Origin of the sequence: Escherichia sp. KTE114, assembly GCF_000407765.1 — a bacterium.
Lineage (GTDB): Bacteria > Pseudomonadota > Gammaproteobacteria > Enterobacterales > Enterobacteriaceae > Escherichia > Escherichia ruysiae.
The window spans coordinates 121430-142042 of record NZ_KE136622.1 but is presented as its reverse complement, the minus strand read 5'-3'; the positions used below and the strand labels follow the sequence as shown (position 1 = coordinate 142042).

Here is a 20613-nt window from a genome sequence, read left to right as displayed (position 1 = left end):
TTAGCCTTTATGTTCGTGTTTATGGACACTATGACAATGTCCATGATTGTATGATTGAATGCGTTTGGTATGTAAACCGGAAGTTGTTGATTGATTTTCCTCATGGCTAACATGAACATGAGTATCCGTATCTTCAGCACCACCAAATAGCAGGCGAGATTCTGAATGAGATAGTAATGGTAGAATTTCTGCTCCTTTAGCAAAATAATAAGGCAGAAGTTGGAAACCATGAGTTTTCATCACTGAATCCATCATGGCAGGCGCTACGGTAAGTGGAACATAGACTTTATTGTTTTTAGTCACTGCTTTCCAATGTTGATTACCTAATGCGTGCCCCAACTCAAAGCAGATTTTAATTAACTCATCAAACGAATATGTTTTTAGTTCTCTTAGTGAAATGACCATAACATCTCGCAGCTGAATTTGAACAACGATAGCCATACGTAATTCGTCGTTCCAAAACAGCACATCACCATCAGCAAGAGCCACGTTACGCTCAAGAGAGATTCCGAGATCAACTCCTTGAGAGGTTAATTTACGACAGCGACTTTTTTGGGCTTCTCGTTGGTCCAGCACTAACAGGTCAATAGTGGCATCTTGAAGCTTTGTTTGCCAAACGGGATCATTTTTAATATTCCCCAGCACATGCTCGATTAAAATCATGAAGATATTCTCTCTTATCGAAATTAGATTCAGCGATACACAGGTCTTCCCTGACTTATTCTGATTATCCAAAGAAGTAACGCTGGTTCATTGTCGCAGTATCAATAGGTTCACAAGTGGCATGAACGCCATCCACTTTTACTTCAAAAGTTTCCGGATTGACCTCAATAAGTGGAGTCTGATCATTGCGCACTAAATCCCGCTTTGAGATAGCACGACAATTTTTAACGGCGATAACCTGTCTTTCCAATTCTGCTTTCTCTTTTACACCATCATCAAATGCAGCTTGAGAAACGAAGGTAATGCAGGTGTCTTGCATGGTTTTGCCCATTGCACCGAACATAGGGCGATAGAATACCGGTTGTGGCGTTGGCAACGATGCATTAGGATCTCCCATAGCAGCCCAGTTGATCATTCCTCCCTTAATGACCATTTTAGGTTTTGCACCAAAAAAACGAGGATCCCAAAGTACAAGATCGGCCATTTTGCCCACTTCAACAGAGCCTAAGATATGGCTGATACCTTGTGCTATAGCTGGATTAATCGTTATTTTAGCAATATAGCGTAGAACCCGGAAATTATCGTTATAAGCAGAATCCTCTGGCAATTTACCCCGGGATACTTTCATCGCATGGGCTGTTTGCATAATACGCAACCAGTTTTCGCCGACACGTCCCATTGCCTGTGAATCACTGGAGAATATCGAAATTACTCCCATATCATGTAAAACATTTTCTGCCGCAATAGTTTCTGGACGAACACGACTTTCGGCAAAGGCGACATCAGCTGGCACGTTAGGATTGAGGTTGTGACATACCATGATCATATCGAATAGCTCAGCCTGGCTATTGATTCCATAAGGTAAGGTGGGATTCGTTGAACTTGGTAATACGTTAGGTTGACTGGCGACTCTGATGATATCTGGTGCATGTCCACCACCTGCACCTTCAGTATGAAAAGTATGAATTGTCCTCCCTTCGAATGCCTCAATAGTATCTTCCACATACCCGAATTCATTTAAGCTATCTGTATGCACAGAAACCTGAATATCCATTTCATCCGCCATACGTAATGAGTGGCGCAAAGCGCTTGCTGTTGCTCCCCAGTCTTCATGGACTTTGTAGCCGACGGCACCCGCAACCGCCTGTTCTAATAGAGGCTCTCGGCTATAAGAGTGTCCTTTGCCTAATATACCCACATTGACAGGCAATTCTTCTACCGCACGCAGTATTTGGCGTATGTTCCATGGTCCGGGTGTGACCGTTGTACCATTTGAACCGTCAGTTGGACCAATTCCGCCACCGAAAAAGGTCGTCACACCATTAGACAATGCATGATAGGCTTGTTGGGGAGAAATAAAATGGATGTGGGTATCAATACCGGCAGCAGTTAAAATCAGATGTTCACCAGAAATAGCGTCAGTGCTTACTCCAACAACCATGCCAGGTGTAACACCATCCATAACATCTGGGTTTCCACTTTTTCCAATACCTGCGATTTTCCCACCACGGATTCCGACATCTGCTTTAATAACACCTAATTTTGCATCAAGAATAGTGACATTAGTTATGACAAGATCAAGTACACCATTATCACGCACTAGATTGTTATTTGCCCCCATTCCATCTCGCAATGACTTACCACCGCCATAAACTGATTCATCGCCATAACCACGTAAATCTTTTTCAATTTGAATAAAAAGATTTGTATCTCCTAAACGGATTTTATCCCCTGTTGTTGGGCCAAAAAGACCAGTGTACTCTTGCCGCGAAATCTGAGGCATTTTATATCCTTACTATATTTGATATATAGCTAATATATTTCACTAGAAAACATTGATAATCTATTCTTGGAATTTATATCCTCTCTCTCTTGCCCGGTGGATAGCTATAATTTTATTCGGTCTTTCATTATGTGATATTATGTTTTCACCAGTCCACCCATCAACTAAATTATTAAATCCATATAAATTTTTCTTGCCACCAAAAGGGATCAGGCTGACTTCCACTTCATCTCCTGGCTCAAAACGAATTGCCGTTGTTGATGTAATATTTAATCTTTTGCCAAATGCCTTATCACGATTAAACTCTAAGACTCGATTCACTTCAAAAAAATGAAAGTGTGAGCCAACCTGAATTGCTCTGTCGCCAGTATTACGTACTTTAATATTAACAGCGGGTTTATCATCATTAAAGGTAATTGGTTCTTTAGATAGAACATATCCTCCAAGTCGAGAATATTGTTCTATATTTTTATTATCCTGATTTTCTGAGCTCATTAGATACCCTCCAATAATTTGAGTAAACAATCTTTTCAGTTTTCTTTCAACTAGTTAATGGGGTTGTGTATCGTTACTAACCTGCTACCATCAGTGAAAATAGCTTCAACCTGAACATCCGGGATGAGATCGGACACCCCTTCCATAACATCTTCTTGCGTCAGTACCTGACTGGCTTCTTTCATAACATCCTCTACGCTTTTTCCATCGCGAGCACCTTCCAAAGCAGTCACAGTAATAATCGATATTGCCTCTGGATAATTAAGTTTTAGACCTCTGGCTTTGCGCTTAAACGCGACATCCGATAACGTATAAATCATGAGCTTTTCAATTTCTCTTGGAGTGAGTTGCATATATTTTCTCTGTCATTGTTGAAATGTGATTATATAAAAAACACAATCTGATAATTGAAGTCTACTCTTTTTCTGTCACAAATCGAAAAAATCAAAGAAAAAATATTATTGATAACATTTAAAATAATGGTAAGAACATGGTGAGACCTTGCCAAAAACATAATTGCTTTAAGTGATTCGATGGCAATACCGTCAGAATATGTATCAATATGCTAATGATGCCTGATATTAAATAGGAAAAAGACAACTACATCTTGTCATTAACCGTATAAAACAGACAATATTTTTCACAGCAGATAGGGAAGCCGGAGGGGCACTATATTGCGCCGTAAAACTAATCGTTGAAAATTACTCCGGCAGTGTTAAGCAATTGTGAGGCGTTTTTAATAACATCACATCTGAGCAATTCAGATACAGGGAAATAGATGATGTGCTCGCTTCAGAACAACACTGTAGCAGATACCAGGATGGTAGCCTTTCCACGAAATAAGATGATAGAACACACTGTGTGATGAGTATCGTGGCAAAAAACAAAATGGAGTGAAGATGTTTATGGTGTAATGAATCAATCATAAAAGGGGCGGCATATAGCCGTCCCTTTGCGGCACAGCATCAGAATGAATAACGAATATTAGCGTTTATCGCATCATCTGTGTTGTATTTACCGAATGCAGAGCGTTCAACTTCCAGCCCCAGACGCGTATTGTCGCCAAACCGGGCATTTAACCCCACACCGTAAAGCATACGACCGTCTTTTCTGCCATTAATCTGATGTTCTCCCGCTGCATCCTTCAGGTGAACGTCAGCACTGTCCGTCAGATCGAACTCATAATGCAGGCCGGCACGGGCTGTCAGACTCCAGTCCTTACCACTGAAGGTTTTACCGGAAACAACGCCGGTTCTGCCTACCAGAGGATTAACGCTGTTACGACGCATTGAGACATCCATTCCACTGTCGTTCCAGTTAAATGTTTGGCCCTGCAGTCTTCCCCAGACCAGTTCCGCCTGAGGTTCAACAAACGTCGTATCTGTCAGATGATAACGGTATCCGACTTCTGCACCTGCATACAGTGAATGGCTGCGGAAGTTCTGTTTACCAGCTCCGGCAAAGTTCAGGTCATATTTGTTTTCATTGTGAATATATTTGGCAATCAAATCAAAGTAAGCGCCGGACCGGAACAGACCACTGGCATAGAAACCACCACCCCATGATTTTGTTTTACCGCTGTACAGGCCTGCTGACGCATCTGTGTCAGTGTAGGTGGCCATCACGCCGGTAAACAGGTCCATACTTCCCAGTTCGTGCTTACGGTCAGCCCCCATCTGCAGCAGGGTATAGTGGTCAGTGAAACCGCCATCAGCAGAGCCGGAACCGTTCAGCAGACGCACCCACGTACCGGCTTCGCCGTTAATATCCCTCAAATCGCCCATGCGTTTGTTCAGGTTGTTAACTTCAGTGATGAAGTTGTTATAGCTGATGTGCATGAATGTGGCGGCAGCCTTACCCTGGCCGTCGTTACGTGCAACCTGGTAACCATCGAGGACCCACTCTTTTTTCCCGTCCTCTTTTCTGACACTAAGGGTGGGGGTGACATCACTGAATCCCACAACCCGTGTTGATGCCCTGAACAGATTATCAGCTGTCGCTTCAGGTGCGCTGACCAGTGGAATATCAAGCGTGTCCTTGTCAGAGGGTTTTTTCAGGAAGTTAACCCAGATGCTGTTGTCATGACCTGTTGCCGACTTGTTTATCACCAGTTTGTCTGCCTTGTTAAGGTCTGTACGCATGACAAATGCTGACTGAACCGCGTCCAGATTATCTGTTGTCAGTGTCGTGAACGGTGATGTTCCCCCGTTAAAACCGACTATTGTCCGGTTAAGTTTCATATTTCCTGCCGTGGAGTTTCCGTTCATCGACCACTGGGTGTCTGTCATGCTGACGGTGGCATCCGGTGCATTCAGGCTCCCGCTCCAGGTATTGCGGTACCCGTTAAACAGGCTGTACAACATCTGATTCTGAAGAGTCAGGTCAGGACTCAGTTCCCCTTCCCCTCCGAGGGTGACAGTCCCTTTATCCTGAACATTGATATTACCTGACAACATACTGTACGGCCCCACGTTCAGGCGGGCATCGTCTCCCTTCAGGTTCCATGAACCGGCATAATCGTATACAGGTAAAAGTGTGTGAGATACCTCATCAGGACGGCTGTTCAGACTCAGGGTGGCATCAGAAATATTCACTGGACCGTCAGAAACAAAACTCTGACTGGCCAGAGCATTTGCTCCCTTGTTCAGATTCAGGGCGGTACTGGTCAGCGTTGAGTTCCCCAGAACGGCACTGTCTGAGGAGATATTCACGGTACTGTTGTTCGCCTGTATTCCGCCATTGAATATATCATTGATATTCAGCACTGACTGATTATCCAGGTTGACGGTGCCGTTGAAGACACTTTTATCTGCATCTTTAGTTGCAACAGATGTGCCTTCTTCAAGGGTAAATGCTGTTCCCTGGCCATCTTTTTTGTCGATAAATACCCGACTGTCGCCCAGCGTGACGCTGGAGTTATCTGCCTGGATGGTTGTGTTCAGTGTGGCATTGCGGCCCAGACCAAAGTCTGTATCTTTTAACACGAGCGAACCAAAGCTGAACGTCCTGTTCTCCCAGTCATCCTGGGTAAATGAGGTGGGCTGTGTCAGAACGGAATTGTCGCCCAGAGACGAGACTGTATTTGCAATACTCTGAGACGTTGAAGCATGGATAACCGGGTGGCCCTGAATGGTCAGACGACCGTTTTCCTGAGTAAATGTACCGGACATATTCGCTGAGCCGTCCATGACCAGAGCTCCGGAAGTACCTTCCGACAGGCGGTTTTCCACATCCAGATTACCTTTAAGCTGCCCGTGGAACAGATACCCGGCAGAGTTGAAACGGTCAGCCACCAGTTTCTGTGCATCACTCTGGTTGTGTCCCACAAACTCCCATTGGGTGTTGCTGGTCTGGTTTGTAGGAAAATAACCATAGCTGTTCTGTTTCAGGATGAAGTAATCCGTTGTTCCGGTATATGGATTATTGTACTTATAAAGCGAGCCAGCATCTCCATTACGGGAATCCGACCAGTCATTCAGTTTAACTGAGTCGGGCTGCAGGGCATAATTGAGCGTGATGAGGGCTCGTTTGTCAGCGTTATTTGTCAGCACGGCACCATAATCTGCTGCCTTAATCTGGTGAAACGTCAGGTCATTCCCGTTAACATCCAGAACCCCCCCCCCGGTAACCCCAGGATATATTGTCCGGATTAACCTGCCGGTTATCTGCCAGCACGACGGTCGGGCGGCCACTGGCAATATTCACACTACTGAATGCCTGAACGTGCCCTGAACTGTCAGCCTGCTGATTGAGGACAACGGTCCCATCCCCGACTTTCAGGCCGCCCTCATTAACACCGGTTCCCTGTACAACCAGGGTGCCTTCGCCGATTTTATGCAGGTTGTCACCTTTCACACCATTAACCTGCCAGTTTACGGAGGCATCCTTGTCCACAATAATACCGGCCCCGGTCCAGGTACTTCCGTTTGAAGTGGTGACAGTGTAGTCATCAGTAAATGTCAGTGAACCGGCACCCTGCGTGACAGAGTTTTCCAGGTCAATCTGACCATTATGTCCCAGGAATGTCAGATTTTTACCTGCGTTCAGGTCAGAACCTTTTTGCCCGTGCATGGCATATTCATCGGAATCCTGTTTCAGAGAGCCAGTGCCGGTGCTGCTGTCAAATTTCCATTGCAGGGGGGCGCCGGATGAGGCATTAAAAAAGACGGGAGCGTCATTATCCTCTGAATAGACCTGTGAAAGAAAATCCTGGGGAGGGAGTGTATATATCATGGTGGTCCATCCAGCAATGAGTGAATAAACACCAATCAGCTCCCACTGCCCTTTAGACTTATTCCAGCCAAATAATGGTGAACCACTATCCCCCATGTGCCCAAAAGTGATCAGGCTATTAGAATCAAAATGCTTTCCCAGTACCACTTGAATAGAATGATCATCCCAACGATGAAATTCAGTAGGAAGCACTCCACCGGTCAGGTAATTATATCCACCAGAGACCCAATGCCACTCTCCATCCTCTTCCTGAATATACTGGGTTCCGGAGCCAGTCCGATAAAAAGCTGTGAATTGTGATGGATCCATTATTTCAGCCTGCGATGCGCTCGTTACGGTAGCCGGTGCAACTTCAGTAACAAGCTTATCCAGTCTGGGGGCATGAAAATCCAGCGAGCTATGTTCATTACGATCCACAATATTGTACTGATTCTCGCCATCACCGAAGCTGACGCTCTGATATCCCCCGTTATGTTTTACGCTGGCCAGATATTGCGGACTGATTAATGTTGCAACACCTGAACCCGCGTTAACGCTACTGAAGTCAATCATGGGCGCATTATTGAGACGTTCAATTACCTCCCCATTTTGATTAAAAATAGGAATATTTGTTGCTCCGGCCTGAAATACGCCTTTATTTTCAGCAAAATCCCGAAAAGTCTGATAAGGAATATTGCCACTGACTACTGATGCAACACCAACAGAAGGAAGTAATGTTGCCAGGACAAGGGAGGAAAGAACAGAGAGTTTTCGTCCTCTACGGGTGCTTCCTTTACATACTCTTCGGGTCAGTTCCGAAACCACTTTTATTGTGTTGGTGATATGACAATACTTTAGAGAGTATATTTTATTCATAGTAAATTATTCCAAAACAGCCATCCCACGCATGCTGCATTAGATAAAACATGCAGCTTCAAACGAAAGCAATATAAAAATTGCATGCTAATTATTAGCATTAAACACAATAATAAATGTGATGAAGATCACGCTCGATAGTGCAAAAAATACTAACTATAGTGGTTGCTGTGGGTGTTTTTTTGTGATGGCTATCGGAATATTACCAATACTGGTTATAAGTGCCCCATTATCGATGATGGGGCTCTAAAAATTTTTCCTGATATGCAGGCTTTGTTGAAAAAATCAGATTTAGGGTAAGGGATCCGTAGCTGGTTGTGCTTTCAGGCATGTCTGCTTTCGTCATTTTATTCAGCGCTCGCACCATGGCCATAGCCTCTGCAACCTGACCATCGTAGTCACGCAGCCTCAGTGAACCACCGAACAACTGTTTTACCCGGCACATCGCCGTTTCCGCTATCGAACGACGGTTATAATCTGCGTATTCACCGGGCCAGTAATCCGCACCTTTTCGGGGGAGGGATAAGCGCGCTGATTTTCTTACGCCTCAATTCATAGTGACAGAGCCGGATGTCGTAAGCCCCGCCTGCCGTTGCTGCCCTGATTTTTCTGTGAGCCTGTTGGATAAGATCCGGGAAGGCTTCTGAGTCCGTGACGTTGTTCAGCGACAGGTCTGCACAGATAATTTCATTTGTGTTGCCATCAACAGCTAGATGAGATGCAGCTTACGCCGGATGCGGCGACGCTCTTTGCCGTGCTTTTTGACTTTCCATTCGCCTTCCCCAAAGATCTTTAGCACGGTGTGCTATTTTATCCCGGGTGGGCGCTTTTAAACTGACATTAACCGACTTTGCCGCTTACTGAAACTGCTGTAATCCGGACAGCGCAACGGAAAAAAATGGAATCAATAAAACCTTGCGCAGCCCGCAGGGGCCGCCGAAATACGTGTTTAATCACCAGAACTGTGGTGATAGCGGGATCAGAATAGCACTGAGATCTTCCCCGTGATGAAGGCGTTGCCGACTCATACCAGGAATGAATCGCTTCATCGTCCAGTCAGAAAGTGAGGGAGCAACGGTTGATAAGGGCTTTGTTGTAGACGGAACAGTTGGTGATTTTGAACTTTTGCTTTGCCACGGAACGGTCTGCGTTGTCGGGAGGATGCGTGATCTGATCCTTCTACTCAGCTATCACGCCCCATTGAGCTTCAGAAAGCTACCTCGATTATGTATTTGACGTCATCGCCGATTGGTCAGTTTACCGGGGTAACGAACTGTTCCCCTGGCGCATTACACTACTAATTTTTTAATATGGTGATTAACTAATTTTCTGTTTTTGTGTTTGTTCAAGAATGATTATTCTATTATTTTTCAAAGATGAAAAATAATCAGGCTCTTTTATCTATGGAGCCGGAATTAATATTGTGTTACATATCTAAAATGCCTTTGTTACAATACGTTACGGGTATACTTCTCAATTTCATCTTTTGCCTATCGATATACTTTCGAAGAGTTCAGCAAAAAATTATAAAAATGTGATAATTTTGCATTAGGCTTAGCCATGCTTTCAATTGTATCTAATGATGTAATGATCTTTCTTGCTCTGTCTTCCTTATTTCTTTCTGTTCTGGCACCACGGAATTCATCTAAAGCCCCAGACAGGTCTTGTTCGAAAATGCGGAAATTAACAAGAATTTTACTCCTTGCAGAAATCAGTCTGTAAGAGGTCAATCCACAGACTCTAATGGTTCTGTCAGCAATCTCATGGAGAGAGTTATTTTTAGACTTGATCATGATGTCCATGTAAGTGAAATAATCATCTGGATCATCATCATAAGGATTAACAATAGGAAATTGATAGGTATCATGATTGAGTTTTTTATTGTTGCGCTGTTTGCAACAGTATAGAAGGTTTTCCCATTCAAATGTTCTTTCGGTATATAAAGATTTCGGATAAAAATGTTCCACTTCAGCATAACCGGTTTCATCAGGTATTCCTTTGTAGTGGCATAGTGAATTTGGCCACTACAGTTTCAATGCTAGGGATTGTGTATACAAACTACAGGCAAAGTCTGGTTATCACCGGTGGTGGGCTGCTTCAATGGAAAAGTTGTGAACAAATTGACACCATGCCTGATAACTCTGTCGTGTTGTCAGCGCCAGTGATATAAGACGGTCAAACATCGTGGTGTTGACAACGCCGACGACTGCAACGTGTACGTTCGCAGTCAGAAGGCGGGCGAACGAGTACTGCGTTGGATGCACAAGATGTATGAGCAGTTGCATCTGCGCATGAACGAGAAGAAAACCGAAGTGGGTCTGGTATTCGGGCGTAAGTTTCTCGGCTATTGCCTTCGGCGCTGGTCAGGAAACACCGTCAAGATTGCTGTTGCTCCGAAGGCGCTCGACACGTTCACACGGCGTATCCGGCTCATCACCAGATGCGTTGGAGGCTAGGGCATGACCCAGATTGCCGGACAGATGCGGATATACCTTCGAGGCTGGAAGTCCTACTTTCGACTGGCACAAACCCCGAAGATATTCAAAGATCTGGATTCGTAGATACGTCACCGACTCCGGTCTATCCAGCTTAAGCACTGGCGCACGGGAACAACTGTCTATAATCGCCTCCGCAGGCGCGGGGCACTGGTGGAGACACAGCGAAGCTGGGCTGAACCGTATACTTACAGTCGACTACTTTGATGCTTTAGGCTTCTCTAGACTCGCATAACCTCAACTTCTCGAACCGCCCGGTGCGAACCCGCATGTCGGGTGGTGTGGCAGGGGGCAGCCTTGTGCTGCCCCCTATGCCGATCGATAAGGTGTGTTCTTCTTATATTTTTTGTTTTGTTGCTCTCATTTTAAACAACTTTGCGGTTTTTTGATGTCTTTGCATTTTTTTTGTTGCTTTGCAATAAAATGCAAGATTTAATAAAAACTTGCAAAGTGATGATTAAAGGATGTTCAGAATGAGACTCATGGAAACACTTAACCAGTGCATAAACGCTGGTCATGAAATGACGAAGGCTATCGCCATTGCACAGTTTAATGATGACAGTCCGGAAGCGAGGAAAATCACCCGACGCTGGAGAATAGGTGAAGCAGCGGATTTAGTTGGGGTTTCTTCTCAGGCTATTAGGGATGCTGAGAAAGCAGGCCGGCTACCGCATCCGGATATGGAAATACGAGGACGGGTTGAGCAACGTGTTGGTTATACAATTGAACAAATTAATCATATGCGTGACGTGTTTGGTACGCGACTGAGACGTGCTGAAGACGTATTTCCGCCGGTGATCGGAGTTGCTGCTCATAAAGGGGGCGTTTACAAAACCTCTGTTTCTGTTCATCTTGCTCAGGATCTGGCTCTGAAGGGACTACGTGTTCTGCTCGTGGAAGGTAACGACCCCCAGGGAACAGCATCGATGTATCACGGCTGGGTGCCAGATCTTCATATTCATGCAGAGGATACTCTCCTTCCCTTCTATCTTGGGGAAAAGGACGATGTCACTTATGCAATAAAGTCGACTTGCTGGCCTGGGCTTGACATTATTCCTTCTTGTTTAGCTCTGCACCGCATTGAAACTGAGTTAATGGGCAAATTTGATGAAGGTAAATTGCCCACCGATCCACACCTGATGCTCCGGCTGGCCATTGAAACCGTCGCTCATGACTATGATGTCATTGTTATTGACAGCGCGCCTAACCTGGGTATCGGTACGATTAATGTCGTATGTGCTGCTGATGTGTTGATTGTCCCCACGCCTGCTGAGTTGTTCGACTACACTTCCGCTCTGCAGTTTTTCGATATGCTTCGTGATTTGCTCAAGAACGTAGATCTTAAAGGGTTCGAGCCTGATGTACGTATTTTGCTTACCAAATACAGTAATAGTAATGGTTCTCAGTCCCCGTGGATGGAGGAGCAAATTCGGGACGCCTGGGGAAGCATGGTTCTAAAAAATGTTGTACGCGAAACGGATGAAGTTGGTAAAGGTCAGATCCGGATGAGAACTGTTTTTGAACAGGCTATTGATCAACGCTCTTCAACAGGAGCCTGGAGAAATGCCCTTTCTATCTGGGAACCTGTTTGCAATGAAATTTTCGATCGTTTGATTAAACCACGCTGGGAGATTAGATAATGAAGCGTGCGCCTGTAATTCCAAAACATACGCTTAAGACTCAACCGGTTGAGGATACTTCGTCATCGGCACCAGCTGCACCGATGGTGGATTCGTTAATTGCGCGCGTAGGAGCTATGGCTCGTGGCAATGCTATTACTTTGCCTGTATGTGGTCGGGACGTGAAATTTACCCTTGAGGTGCTCCGGGGAGATAGTGTTGAGAAGACCTCTCGGGTATGGTTAGGTAATGAACGTGACCAGGAACTGCTTACCGAAGACGCCTTGGATGATCTTATCCCTTCTTTTCTACTGACAGGTCAGCAGACACCAGCATTTGGTCGAAGAGTGTCTGGGATCATAGAAATTGCCGATGGGAGCCGCCGTCGTAAAGCTGCTGCACTTACAGAAAGTGATTATCGAGTTCTGGTTGGCGAGCTGGATGATGAGCAGATGGCTGCATTGTCCAGATTGGGTAACGATTATCGCCCAACAAGTGCTTATGAACGTGGTCAGCGTTATGCAAGCCGATTGCAGAATGAATTTGCTGGAAATATTTCTGCGCTGGCTGATGCGGAAAATATTTCACGTAAGATTATTACCCGCTGTATCAACACTGCTAAACTGCCTAAATCAGTTGTTGCTCTTTTTTCTCATCCCGGTGAACTATCTGCCCGGTCAGGTGATGCCCTTCAAAGAGCTTTTATAGATAAAGAAGAATTACTTAAGCAGCAGGCATCTAACCTTCACGAGCAGAAAAAAGCTGGAGTGATATTTGAAGCTGAAGAAGTCATCACTCTTTTAACGTCTGTGCTTAAAACGTCATCTGCCTCAAGAACTAGCTTAAGCTCACGACATCAGTTTGCTCCTGGAGCGACAGTGTTGTACAAGGGCGATAAAATGGTGCTAAACCTAGATAGATCTCGTGTTCCAACTGACTGTATAGAGAAAATTGAAGCCATTCTTAAGGAACTTGAAAAAACGGCACTTTGATGCGGCACGTTTTAGTCTACAAGTGTCTGTTTTTACTTTATTTTCTTTAGCACAGGCTAGAAAACATAACTAACTGGTCTGAATATTATATCTGGGAGCACGGTCGCACTCGTATCGTCGGTCTGATAACCAGTCTGGGAGCACGGTCGCACTCGTATCGTCGGTCTGATAACCAGTCTGGGACCACGGTCCCACACGTATTGTCGGTCTGATAATCAGTCTGGGACCACGGTCCCACACGTATTGTCGGACTGATAACCAGTCTGGGACCACGGTCCCACACGTATTGTCGGTCTGATAATCAGTCTGGGACCACGGTCCCACACGTATTGTCGGACTGATAATCAGTCTGGGACCATGGTCTCACACGTATTGTCGGCCTGATTATCGGTCTGGGACCACGGTTCCACTTGTATTGTCGATCAGATTATCAGCGTGAGACTACAATTCCATTAATGCCTGTCAAGAACAACTATTGACATATCGTTTCAGCCCGTAGAACGGAGTAGTCTCGGTGTGCGGCTGTATGGCTACTGTGTCCTGCTTATCCATAGCATTTTGCGCACAGTTCTGTGGACAAAATACCTAGTTACCCAGGCCGTGCCGGCACGTTAACCGGGCTGCATCCGATGCAAGTGTGTCGCTGTCGCCGGCCTCCTCACCCGGTCACGCTTCGTCGTTCCTCCTCCACGCGCTGCGGCTTCGGGGCCGCACCTGCATTCGTATGCGGTCGCCCGGTTACAGGTGCGGCACGGCCTGATGGAGGCCGCATGTGAGAGGAGAATTCCCATGCCAAACTGGTGCTCGAATCGTATGTATTTTTCTGCCGAACCGGCACAGATTGCTGCGATTAAACGACTGGCCAGCGGTGCCGTCACACAGCTTTATCGCCGCGCCACAAATGAAGGTATTCAGATGTATCTGGCCGGAAGTGCCGGATTTCTGCAGACCACTGAAGATGTGCGGTTTGAACCATGCCCCGGACTGACGGCTGCCGGACGTGGCGTTGTATCGCCGGAGAATATCGCGTTCACCCGCTGGCTGACGCACCTGCAGAACGGTGTGCTACTGGATGAACAAAACTGCCTGATGCTGCATGAACTCTGGTTACAGAGCGGTACTGGCCAGCGTCGCTGGGAAGGATTACCGGATAATGACAGGGAAAACATTACCGCTCTTTTCACCCCAAAAAGAGGTGACTGGTGTGATTTCTGGAGTAACGAGGAAGTATCGACGTGGTGGAACCGTCAGTGTGACAACGTACTGCCGGAAAAAAACATGCCGTTTGACCTACGGATGGTTCTGCCCACCCGCCTGGGTGTTGAAGTGAACGACTTCAATGGCGGTGTACTGAACGATGTTCCTTCTGCATATCACTGGTATACGGAACAGTATGGCGTGAAGTGGCCTGTGGGGTATGGACTGGTGTCGCTGTCGCCGGCCTCCTCACCCGGTCACGCTTCGTCGTTCCTCCTCCACGCGCTGCGGCTTCGGGGCCGCACCTGCATTCGTATGCGGTCGCCCGGTTACAGGTGCGGCACGGCCTGATGGAGGCCGCATGTGAGAGGAGAATTCCCATGCCAAACTGGTGCGCCAACCGTATGTATTTTTCTGCCGAACCGGCACAGATTGCTGCGATTAAACGACTGGCCAGCGGTGCCGTCACACAGCTTTATCGCCGCGCCACAAATGAAGGTATTCAGATGTATCTGGCCGGAAGTGCCGGATTTCTGCAGACCACTGAAGATGTGCGGTTTGAACCATGCCCCGGACTGACGGCTGCCGGACGTGGCGTTGTATCGCCGGAGAATATCGCGTTCACCCGCTGGCTGACGCACCTGCAGAACGGTGTGCTACTGGATGAACAAAACTGCCTGATGCTGCATGAACTCTGGTTACAGAGCGGTACTGGCCAGCGTCGCTGGGAAGGATTACCGGATAATGACAGGGAAAACATTACCGCTCTTTTCACCCCAAAAAGAGGTGACTGGTGTGATTTCTGGAGTAACGAGGAAGTATCGACGTGGTGGAACCGTCAGTGTGACAACGTACTGCCGGAAAAAAACATGCCGTTTGACCTACGGATGGTTCTGCCCACCCGCCTGGGTGTTGAAGTGAACGACTTCAATGGCGGTGTACTGAACGATGTTCCTTCTGCATATCACTGGTATACGGAACAGTATGGCGTGAAGTGGCCTGTGGGGTATGGACTGAATATCAGCAGTCAGGGAGAAAACTTCATTCAGGTGGATTTTGATACGCCGTGGTGTCAGCCGGAGAATGCCGTTGTTGCAGAATTAAGCCGCCGTTTCGGCTGCGCGCTGGAGCTCTGGTACGCCGAACAGGGCTGCAATTTCTGTGGCTGGCAGCGATATGAGCGTGGAGAGCTTGTTGATGTGCTGTGGGGGGGAACTGGAATGGTCTTCCCTGACAGATGATGATGAGCTGCCGGAAGTCACCGGATCTGCGTGGATAGTCGACAATGTGGCGCATTATGGCGGATGAACTATGACGGAGATGGGCACTTTTACCGCTCCCGGCTGGCGTCGGTGACAGTGTACGTCAGCTCGTCGCCTTTTTCTAATGAACGCCCTTCAAGCCGGTTTCGCGGCATATTCTCGCCGTCAAACAGACGACGGCTGCGATATTCCACGGTCGGCCTGACCCGTTACCGGACGCAGTGAACAGCCCACAGGCAGCGGGGAACGGGCGCCACAGGGGAGCCCTCCCGGTGTCCTCTGTAAGAGCTGTCTCTTGATCAGATCTCCTGATCAAGAGACTTCATCACCAGGTAACCCTCAACCATATCCTGAAGTCTGAACCAGACATCCCACATAACTACCCAACCGGGGCGGCCTGTGCGTTTGCTGTCATGCCATCGCCCCAGTTTCGCCAGTTTCAGACAGGCCCATTTCAGTGTCGGCGTCTGTGACGGAAGCGGTTTTCCTTCCAGCTTAACCCACAGCAGTTTCCACTCTGTCGGCGTCAGTATTTTCTCACAGCTGTCATTTTGTGTTTCTTCACTGATACCTCCCTGCCGCAGGCCCAGCACCCGTACCGCGATAAACGCCTTGATAACCACCATGCGCTCAAGGTTATCCCGGGTCTGCATTCGCAGCGATTCCACACATGTACCACCACTTTTCCACGCCTTGTGGTATTCCTCTATCAGCCAGCGTCGCTCGTAATGGCTGACGATACGTCGCGCATCGGCGGCACTCGCCACTTTTTCTGACGTCAGCAGATGCCAGCAGGCACCGTCCTCTGCCTGCTCCCGGCAACAGACATACGTGAGCGGGAGCGCCTGGCCGCTGTTGTCGGGATTTTTTATGCTGACTTCGCTGTAACTGATGAACATCCGGGCCTGGCGGGCGGCCCGCCCGCCTTTTTGCATCACATTCAGCGTGTGGCTTCCCGCGGTTGCCAGGACTTCCGGCAGTTCGAAGAGCTTGCCGGGTGCTTCTTCCAGCCGGCGATTCTGTGCAGCACGCACCACGAAGCGCTGTCCGTGGCTGACTTTATAATGCAGGTAATGCCAGATATCCGCTTCCCGGTCACAGACAGTGATTACCCGTTTCTGTATCTCCCCCAGCCGTTCGGCCATACGCTCCTGGCCTCTGCCATTCAGAAACTGACCGGAACCGGGGGGGGGAACTAGTTCTGTCCGGCAGTCAGTGGCAGTCGCTGCCGGTACTTCCGGCAAACGGAACGCAGGTGTCTTTTCCGTATGCCGGCGAATGGCTGACCGAAGACGAAATCAGGGCAGTTCTTGATGCGGTGCGCGATGCAGTATGCCGTGTCAGTTACCAGGTGGCAGAAGATGCGCGGCGTATCCGGGCGGCGCTGACCACCACCGGTCAGACGTTGCTGACCCGCCAGACGCGCCGCTTTCGCCTGGTCGTGAAGGAAAGCGATCACCTCTGCTGGCTTGATGAAGATGACGAAAATCTGCCCGTGGTGCTCGATGCCGCCCTGAACCGGGGAGCACGTTTTTCGGCGGTGGAAATGTATCTGGTCAGCGATTGTATTGAGCATATCCTGTCCAGTGGGCTGGTCTGCGATGTGCTGCGTATGCCGGATGAACCGCCCCGCCGCTGGTTTGACCGTGGTGTTCTGCGAGAGGTAGTCCGGGAAGCCCGAGCCGAAATCCGCAGCATGGCGGATGCCCTGGCAAAAATCAGGGGTTGATGATGGCGGGGAAAATCCCCGCCTTTTTCCTGCCGGTTCCCGGACAGAGCACAAAGGAAGTCGCTGCCGGCTCCGCTTTACGTCGTCGGGAGCGAGAACGGAGGCGACGGTGACGCATTCGTCAGGGAGGAACGCGAAGCAATGGACGTTGTGTTACAGGCGCTGGACGAGGAGAAGATGTAATGAATATCAGCACAGAAAGCCGCGAAATTCTGCGCAATTACAAAGCAGTGATGAATGCGCGGCGTCGTGAAATAGGGCAGAAACCGCTCACCACCGCGCAGATTGTTGATGAAATCTGCGATTTTGTGGTGAATCAGCAGGCTGTTTTCATCGGCGGTCAGTACATCCTTCAGGCAGCAAAAACAGGTGATACAGGGGCAGGCGATGGAGGCCGCCTGTCAGCCCGCGCGAAAACCCCTGACAGGCTTACGGCATCGAAATCTGTCATGGCCTTCAGGGTTCTGCTCATGACGACAGATCTGAGCAGACTGACAACAGGGACAATGAATGTTAACGCTGGTCATAAAGAACATCAAAAGCTCGTATTATATATCTAATCTCAACTTACTAGAGGCACCGTTCGTTGAACGGTTACTTTCTCATGATGCATTAAATCAATGCCCTAAAAGGAAGGCCCACAGCTGTGGATGTCGTAGAATGGTTGTTCCTGCCTCTGAGTGTTACCAATTGATATACCAGCTCTAAGCCATTAAAATAAAAGAAACATAGCAATAAGTACCGACTATGTTAAGAGAGACAAAGTGCCAGAATCCTTCTGGTGAACTTACCTAGAGCGCCTGCCGTACTGGTCGTTGTTAGGCCAGTGCGGTAGCGTACCCGGAAGATATGGTGACGCCTCCAATTAGTAGAACATGTATTTTTCAATAAAACGTTCCGATGACTTTTTCGTGAAGCTCAACAGAACGTGAAAAACAGAGCGCTTTGCAGGCCAGCACACCACCGTTTTTGTATGGTACGCGTGCCAGAGCCTGCGCTGCCGGGCTTTACTGCCAACAAAGCTCCATTGCTCATCGGGGGCGCAGATAAGCGCCACATCAGCATGTGCAACGGGTGAAGACGTTATTCGCTCTGGCGAGAGTTTTTTAAAGTTCTGATGACGGTGTTAACGCCGGTTTTCAATGTTCTGGTGGTATCGCGAACCCCGGCACTATTGAAGGTCATTTCAGTGCTCAGCATCTTTAATGCCCGGCTTACAGGCCTCATAAGTGTAAGTGAGCTGAAACACGCGGTGACTGTTACGGCATCGAAATCTGTCATGGCCTTCAGGGTTCTGCTCATGACGACAGACCTGAGCAGACTGACAACTGGGACAATGAATATTAACGCTGACCATAAAGAACATCAAAAGCTCGTATTATACATCTAATCCAACTTACTGGAGGCATCACCCTGTAAATTACCGGTGTAAGCTTAATGTATTAGCAAATATATCGATGAACAATTTATTATTGCGGGTTATTTATGTCTTGTTCTCTTCTCTTCTGAGGAAAAGAAGAATTACGTTTGCCTCAAATTTTGATAGAGATATTTATTTAAATTTAAATGCCCTGCACGAAGCTGTGAAAAAATCTGGCATTAAAACAAAAAACACAATTCTTTTTAGATATCCAGATACGCTTTGGAACAGAATAAGAAGTTTGTTTGTTATAGCTCAGTCTAAAGTGCTTGTTGTTGACTGCTCTCATTATCTAGTGTCAAAAGTTTTAATTTCTAAAAAAACAAAGATTGTCTATGTTGGTCATGGTGGTGGATGTCTAAAAAAAATGGGTTACTCACGTCCATCATATCGAAAAAGAACTCCAGATAAAGAAAAAAAACTTTATGGTCAGTATTCTTATGTGTTATCAACCACATCAACGTTTGATGAAAATATATGTATTAATTACAATGTAACACATAAGCAACTACTGAGGATCGGGTTACCGAGAACTGATATTCTTTTTAGACGTAAGAATGATATTAAAAATCAATTGATCCATGAACGAATAATATTATTTGCCCCTAGTTATTCTTGGATCAATGGGACTCGAGGTTATCTATGGAACTTTGAGCTTTTTGATATTCTTGCGCAGAGATTAGGGTACAAAGTCTGGTTTTCTCCCCATCCGGATACACCTTCTTCTCGATCAATACCTTCAAATTGGTTTGATTGTTCACAAAAAGAATTATATGAGAAAATACATATACCTGTTGCCTTGGTTACTGATGTGTCATCAATAATGTTTGATTTTTGTATAACTTCAAAGCCTATCCTTATAGGTGATTTTTATGACTGTGATGCGGACACATGGATTCCTAAGACTAAGCTACCTGGGGTAAATATTTGTAAGGATTATGATGATATACATAGATTTTTATCTAATCTAACTCTGACCAAATCATCAAATGAGCTTTTTCAGCAGCAAATGGATCGCTGTGATGGAAATGCTTGCGATAATTTCGTTCGTTTTATAAAGAGAGAGCTATTGTGAAAACAGTTTTATTTCTAATGATGGGGGGGAGCGGAACAAGAATGGGGGGGGGGATTCCCAAACAGTTACTTGAGGTTAACAACACACCCGTTTATCAATTTATTCTTAATCTATACAACATGCAGAATATAATTGATGAGGTCGTTCTTATTAGTAATAGTGATTGGACTGAACATGTAAAAAAGCAGCTAAATAAAAAAGAATATAAATTTCCTATTAATATTATCGATGGCGGTAGAACTCGTGCGGAGTCCATCAAAAATGGAGTCCTTTTTTTGGATGAAAGAAAAAATGGATGGAATGGTATTGTTTTAATTCACGATGTAACTCACCCATATTTAGATGTGTCTGCTGTGAGTCAGCTTTTAAGTATATTAGATAAAAGTTCGTCGGCGACTATAGTGACTCATATTTGGGATACGGTTTATGATTGTGATAATGAATTCGTGAACAATACCCTAAAAAGAGAACGAATTGGTGTAGGTGCTTCCCCTGAAGGGTTTAGGTTCAATTTTTTGAAGAAGATATTCACAGACAAAAATATGGACATTAATAAGTTTACTTGTGTTGGTAACCATGTGCAATCAATAGGCGAAAAACTGGCTATTGTTTGGAGCCCTGTTATTAATTTAAAAATAACATATCCAGATGATTTTGAAATATTTAAAGAGTCTCAGCAATATTTTAAAAAATAAATGCAGATGACTTTTTCGTGAAGCTCAACAGAACGTGAAAAACAGAGCGCTTTGCAGGCCAGCACACCACCGTTTTTGTATGGTACGCGTGCCAGAGCCT

11 protein-coding genes and 10 pseudogenes are annotated in these 20613 nt (G+C 46.5%); 11 read left to right on the top strand and 10 right to left on the bottom strand.

Going from position 1 to position 20613, the window contains the following annotated elements:
* From WC5_RS20940 to WC5_RS0121585, 7 genes and pseudogenes are all read right to left on the bottom strand, one after another.
* Positions 1–663 (bottom strand): urease accessory protein UreE, encoded by a 663-nt coding sequence (locus WC5_RS20940; protein ID WP_016231343.1) that lies wholly within the window; start codon positions 661–663, stop codon positions 1–3.
* A 64-nt stretch (positions 664–727) separates the two neighbouring features.
* Positions 728–2446 (bottom strand): urease subunit alpha, encoded by a 1719-nt coding sequence (locus tag WC5_RS20945; RefSeq protein WP_016231342.1) that lies wholly within the window; start codon positions 2444–2446, stop codon positions 728–730.
* Between the two features lie 60 nt (positions 2447–2506).
* Positions 2507–2941, bottom strand: coding sequence for an urease subunit beta (gene ureB / locus WC5_RS20950; RefSeq protein WP_016231341.1), 435 nt, complete (start codon positions 2939–2941; stop codon positions 2507–2509).
* A 50-nt stretch (positions 2942–2991) separates the two neighbouring features.
* Positions 2992–3294, bottom strand: a complete 303-nt coding sequence (locus tag WC5_RS20955; protein ID WP_016231340.1) for an urease subunit gamma — start codon at positions 3292–3294, stop codon at positions 2992–2994.
* A gap of 612 nt (positions 3295–3906) precedes the next feature.
* Positions 3907–8029: pseudogene (locus tag WC5_RS26000) on the bottom strand (S6 family peptidase).
* Positions 8030–8258: 229 nt separating this feature from the next.
* Positions 8259–9166 (bottom strand): annotated as a pseudogene (locus WC5_RS24615) (IS5 family transposase).
* A 353-nt stretch (positions 9167–9519) separates the two neighbouring features.
* The gene (locus WC5_RS0121585) at positions 9520–9996 is read right to left on the bottom strand and encodes an HNH endonuclease family protein (protein WP_187415545.1); all 477 of its coding nucleotides are present in this window, start codon (positions 9994–9996) and stop codon (positions 9520–9522) included.
* A 492-nt stretch (positions 9997–10488) separates the two neighbouring features.
* Between WC5_RS0121585 and WC5_RS25990 the strand changes: the two genes are divergently transcribed.
* From WC5_RS25990 to WC5_RS24610, 6 genes and pseudogenes are all read left to right on the top strand, one after another.
* Positions 10489–10590 carry a group II intron maturase-specific domain-containing protein gene (locus tag WC5_RS25990; RefSeq protein WP_353601959.1) on the top strand — a complete coding sequence of 34 codons (102 nt, stop codon included), beginning with the start codon at positions 10489–10491 and terminating at the stop codon, positions 10588–10590.
* A gap of 407 nt (positions 10591–10997) precedes the next feature.
* A complete protein-coding gene (gene sopA, locus WC5_RS20960) occupies positions 10998–12164 on the top strand; it encodes a plasmid-partitioning protein SopA (protein WP_016231335.1) in 1167 nt (388 codons plus the stop codon).
* Positions 12164–13135 carry a ParB/RepB/Spo0J family plasmid partition protein gene (locus tag WC5_RS20965; RefSeq protein WP_016231334.1) on the top strand — a complete coding sequence of 324 codons (972 nt, stop codon included), beginning with the start codon at positions 12164–12166 and terminating at the stop codon, positions 13133–13135. Before sopA ends, WC5_RS20965 begins: the two co-directional genes overlap by 1 nt.
* Positions 13136–13924: 789 nt before the next feature.
* Positions 13925–14554 (top strand): annotated as a pseudogene (locus WC5_RS20970) (DUF1281 domain-containing protein); the annotation flags it as partial.
* A 158-nt stretch (positions 14555–14712) separates the two neighbouring features.
* A pseudogene (locus WC5_RS20975) lies at positions 14713–15640 on the top strand (DUF1281 domain-containing protein).
* Positions 15598–15819 (top strand): hypothetical protein, encoded by a 222-nt coding sequence (locus WC5_RS24610; protein WP_502685405.1) that lies wholly within the window; start codon positions 15598–15600, stop codon positions 15817–15819. Before WC5_RS20975 ends, WC5_RS24610 begins: the two are co-directional and overlap by 43 nt.
* A 74-nt stretch (positions 15820–15893) precedes the next feature.
* Here the strand turns inward: WC5_RS24610 and WC5_RS20980 are convergent.
* Positions 15894–16754, bottom strand: a pseudogene (locus WC5_RS20980) (IS4-like element ISEc13 family transposase); the annotation flags it as partial.
* Between WC5_RS20980 and WC5_RS20985 the strand changes: the two are divergent.
* From WC5_RS20985 to WC5_RS26085, 3 pseudogenes are all read left to right on the top strand, one after another.
* A pseudogene (locus tag WC5_RS20985) lies at positions 16746–17323 on the top strand (YubG family protein); the annotation flags it as partial. The pseudogenes WC5_RS20980 and WC5_RS20985 sit on opposite strands and share 9 nt — an antisense overlap.
* A gap of 75 nt (positions 17324–17398) precedes the next feature.
* Positions 17399–17506, top strand: a pseudogene (locus tag WC5_RS25745) (hypothetical protein); the annotation flags it as partial.
* Positions 17506–17688: pseudogene (locus WC5_RS26085) on the top strand (hypothetical protein); the annotation flags it as partial. The pseudogenes WC5_RS25745 and WC5_RS26085, both read left to right, overlap by 1 nt.
* A gap of 45 nt (positions 17689–17733) precedes the next feature.
* Here WC5_RS26085 and WC5_RS23190 read toward each other — a convergent pair.
* Together WC5_RS23190 and WC5_RS24605 are read right to left on the bottom strand one after the other, a co-directional pair.
* Positions 17734–17850, bottom strand: a pseudogene (locus WC5_RS23190) (IS1 family transposase); the annotation flags it as partial.
* Positions 17851–18188: 338 nt separating this feature from the next.
* Positions 18189–18680: pseudogene (locus WC5_RS24605) on the bottom strand (IS1 family transposase).
* Between the two features lie 100 nt (positions 18681–18780).
* On the opposite strand from WC5_RS24605, the gene WC5_RS23175 reads away from it, so the two are divergent.
* Both WC5_RS23175 and WC5_RS20990 read left to right on the top strand, forming a co-directional pair.
* Positions 18781–19818: a CDP-glycerol glycerophosphotransferase family protein gene (locus tag WC5_RS23175; RefSeq protein WP_016231328.1), complete on the top strand. Its 1038-nt coding sequence runs from the start codon at positions 18781–18783 to the stop codon at positions 19816–19818.
* Positions 19815–20513, top strand: a complete 699-nt coding sequence (locus tag WC5_RS20990; protein ID WP_286132406.1) for a 2-C-methyl-D-erythritol 4-phosphate cytidylyltransferase — start codon at positions 19815–19817, stop codon at positions 20511–20513. The genes WC5_RS23175 and WC5_RS20990 overlap by 4 nt, the downstream gene beginning before the upstream one ends.
* Positions 20514–20613: the final 100 nt, after the last annotated feature.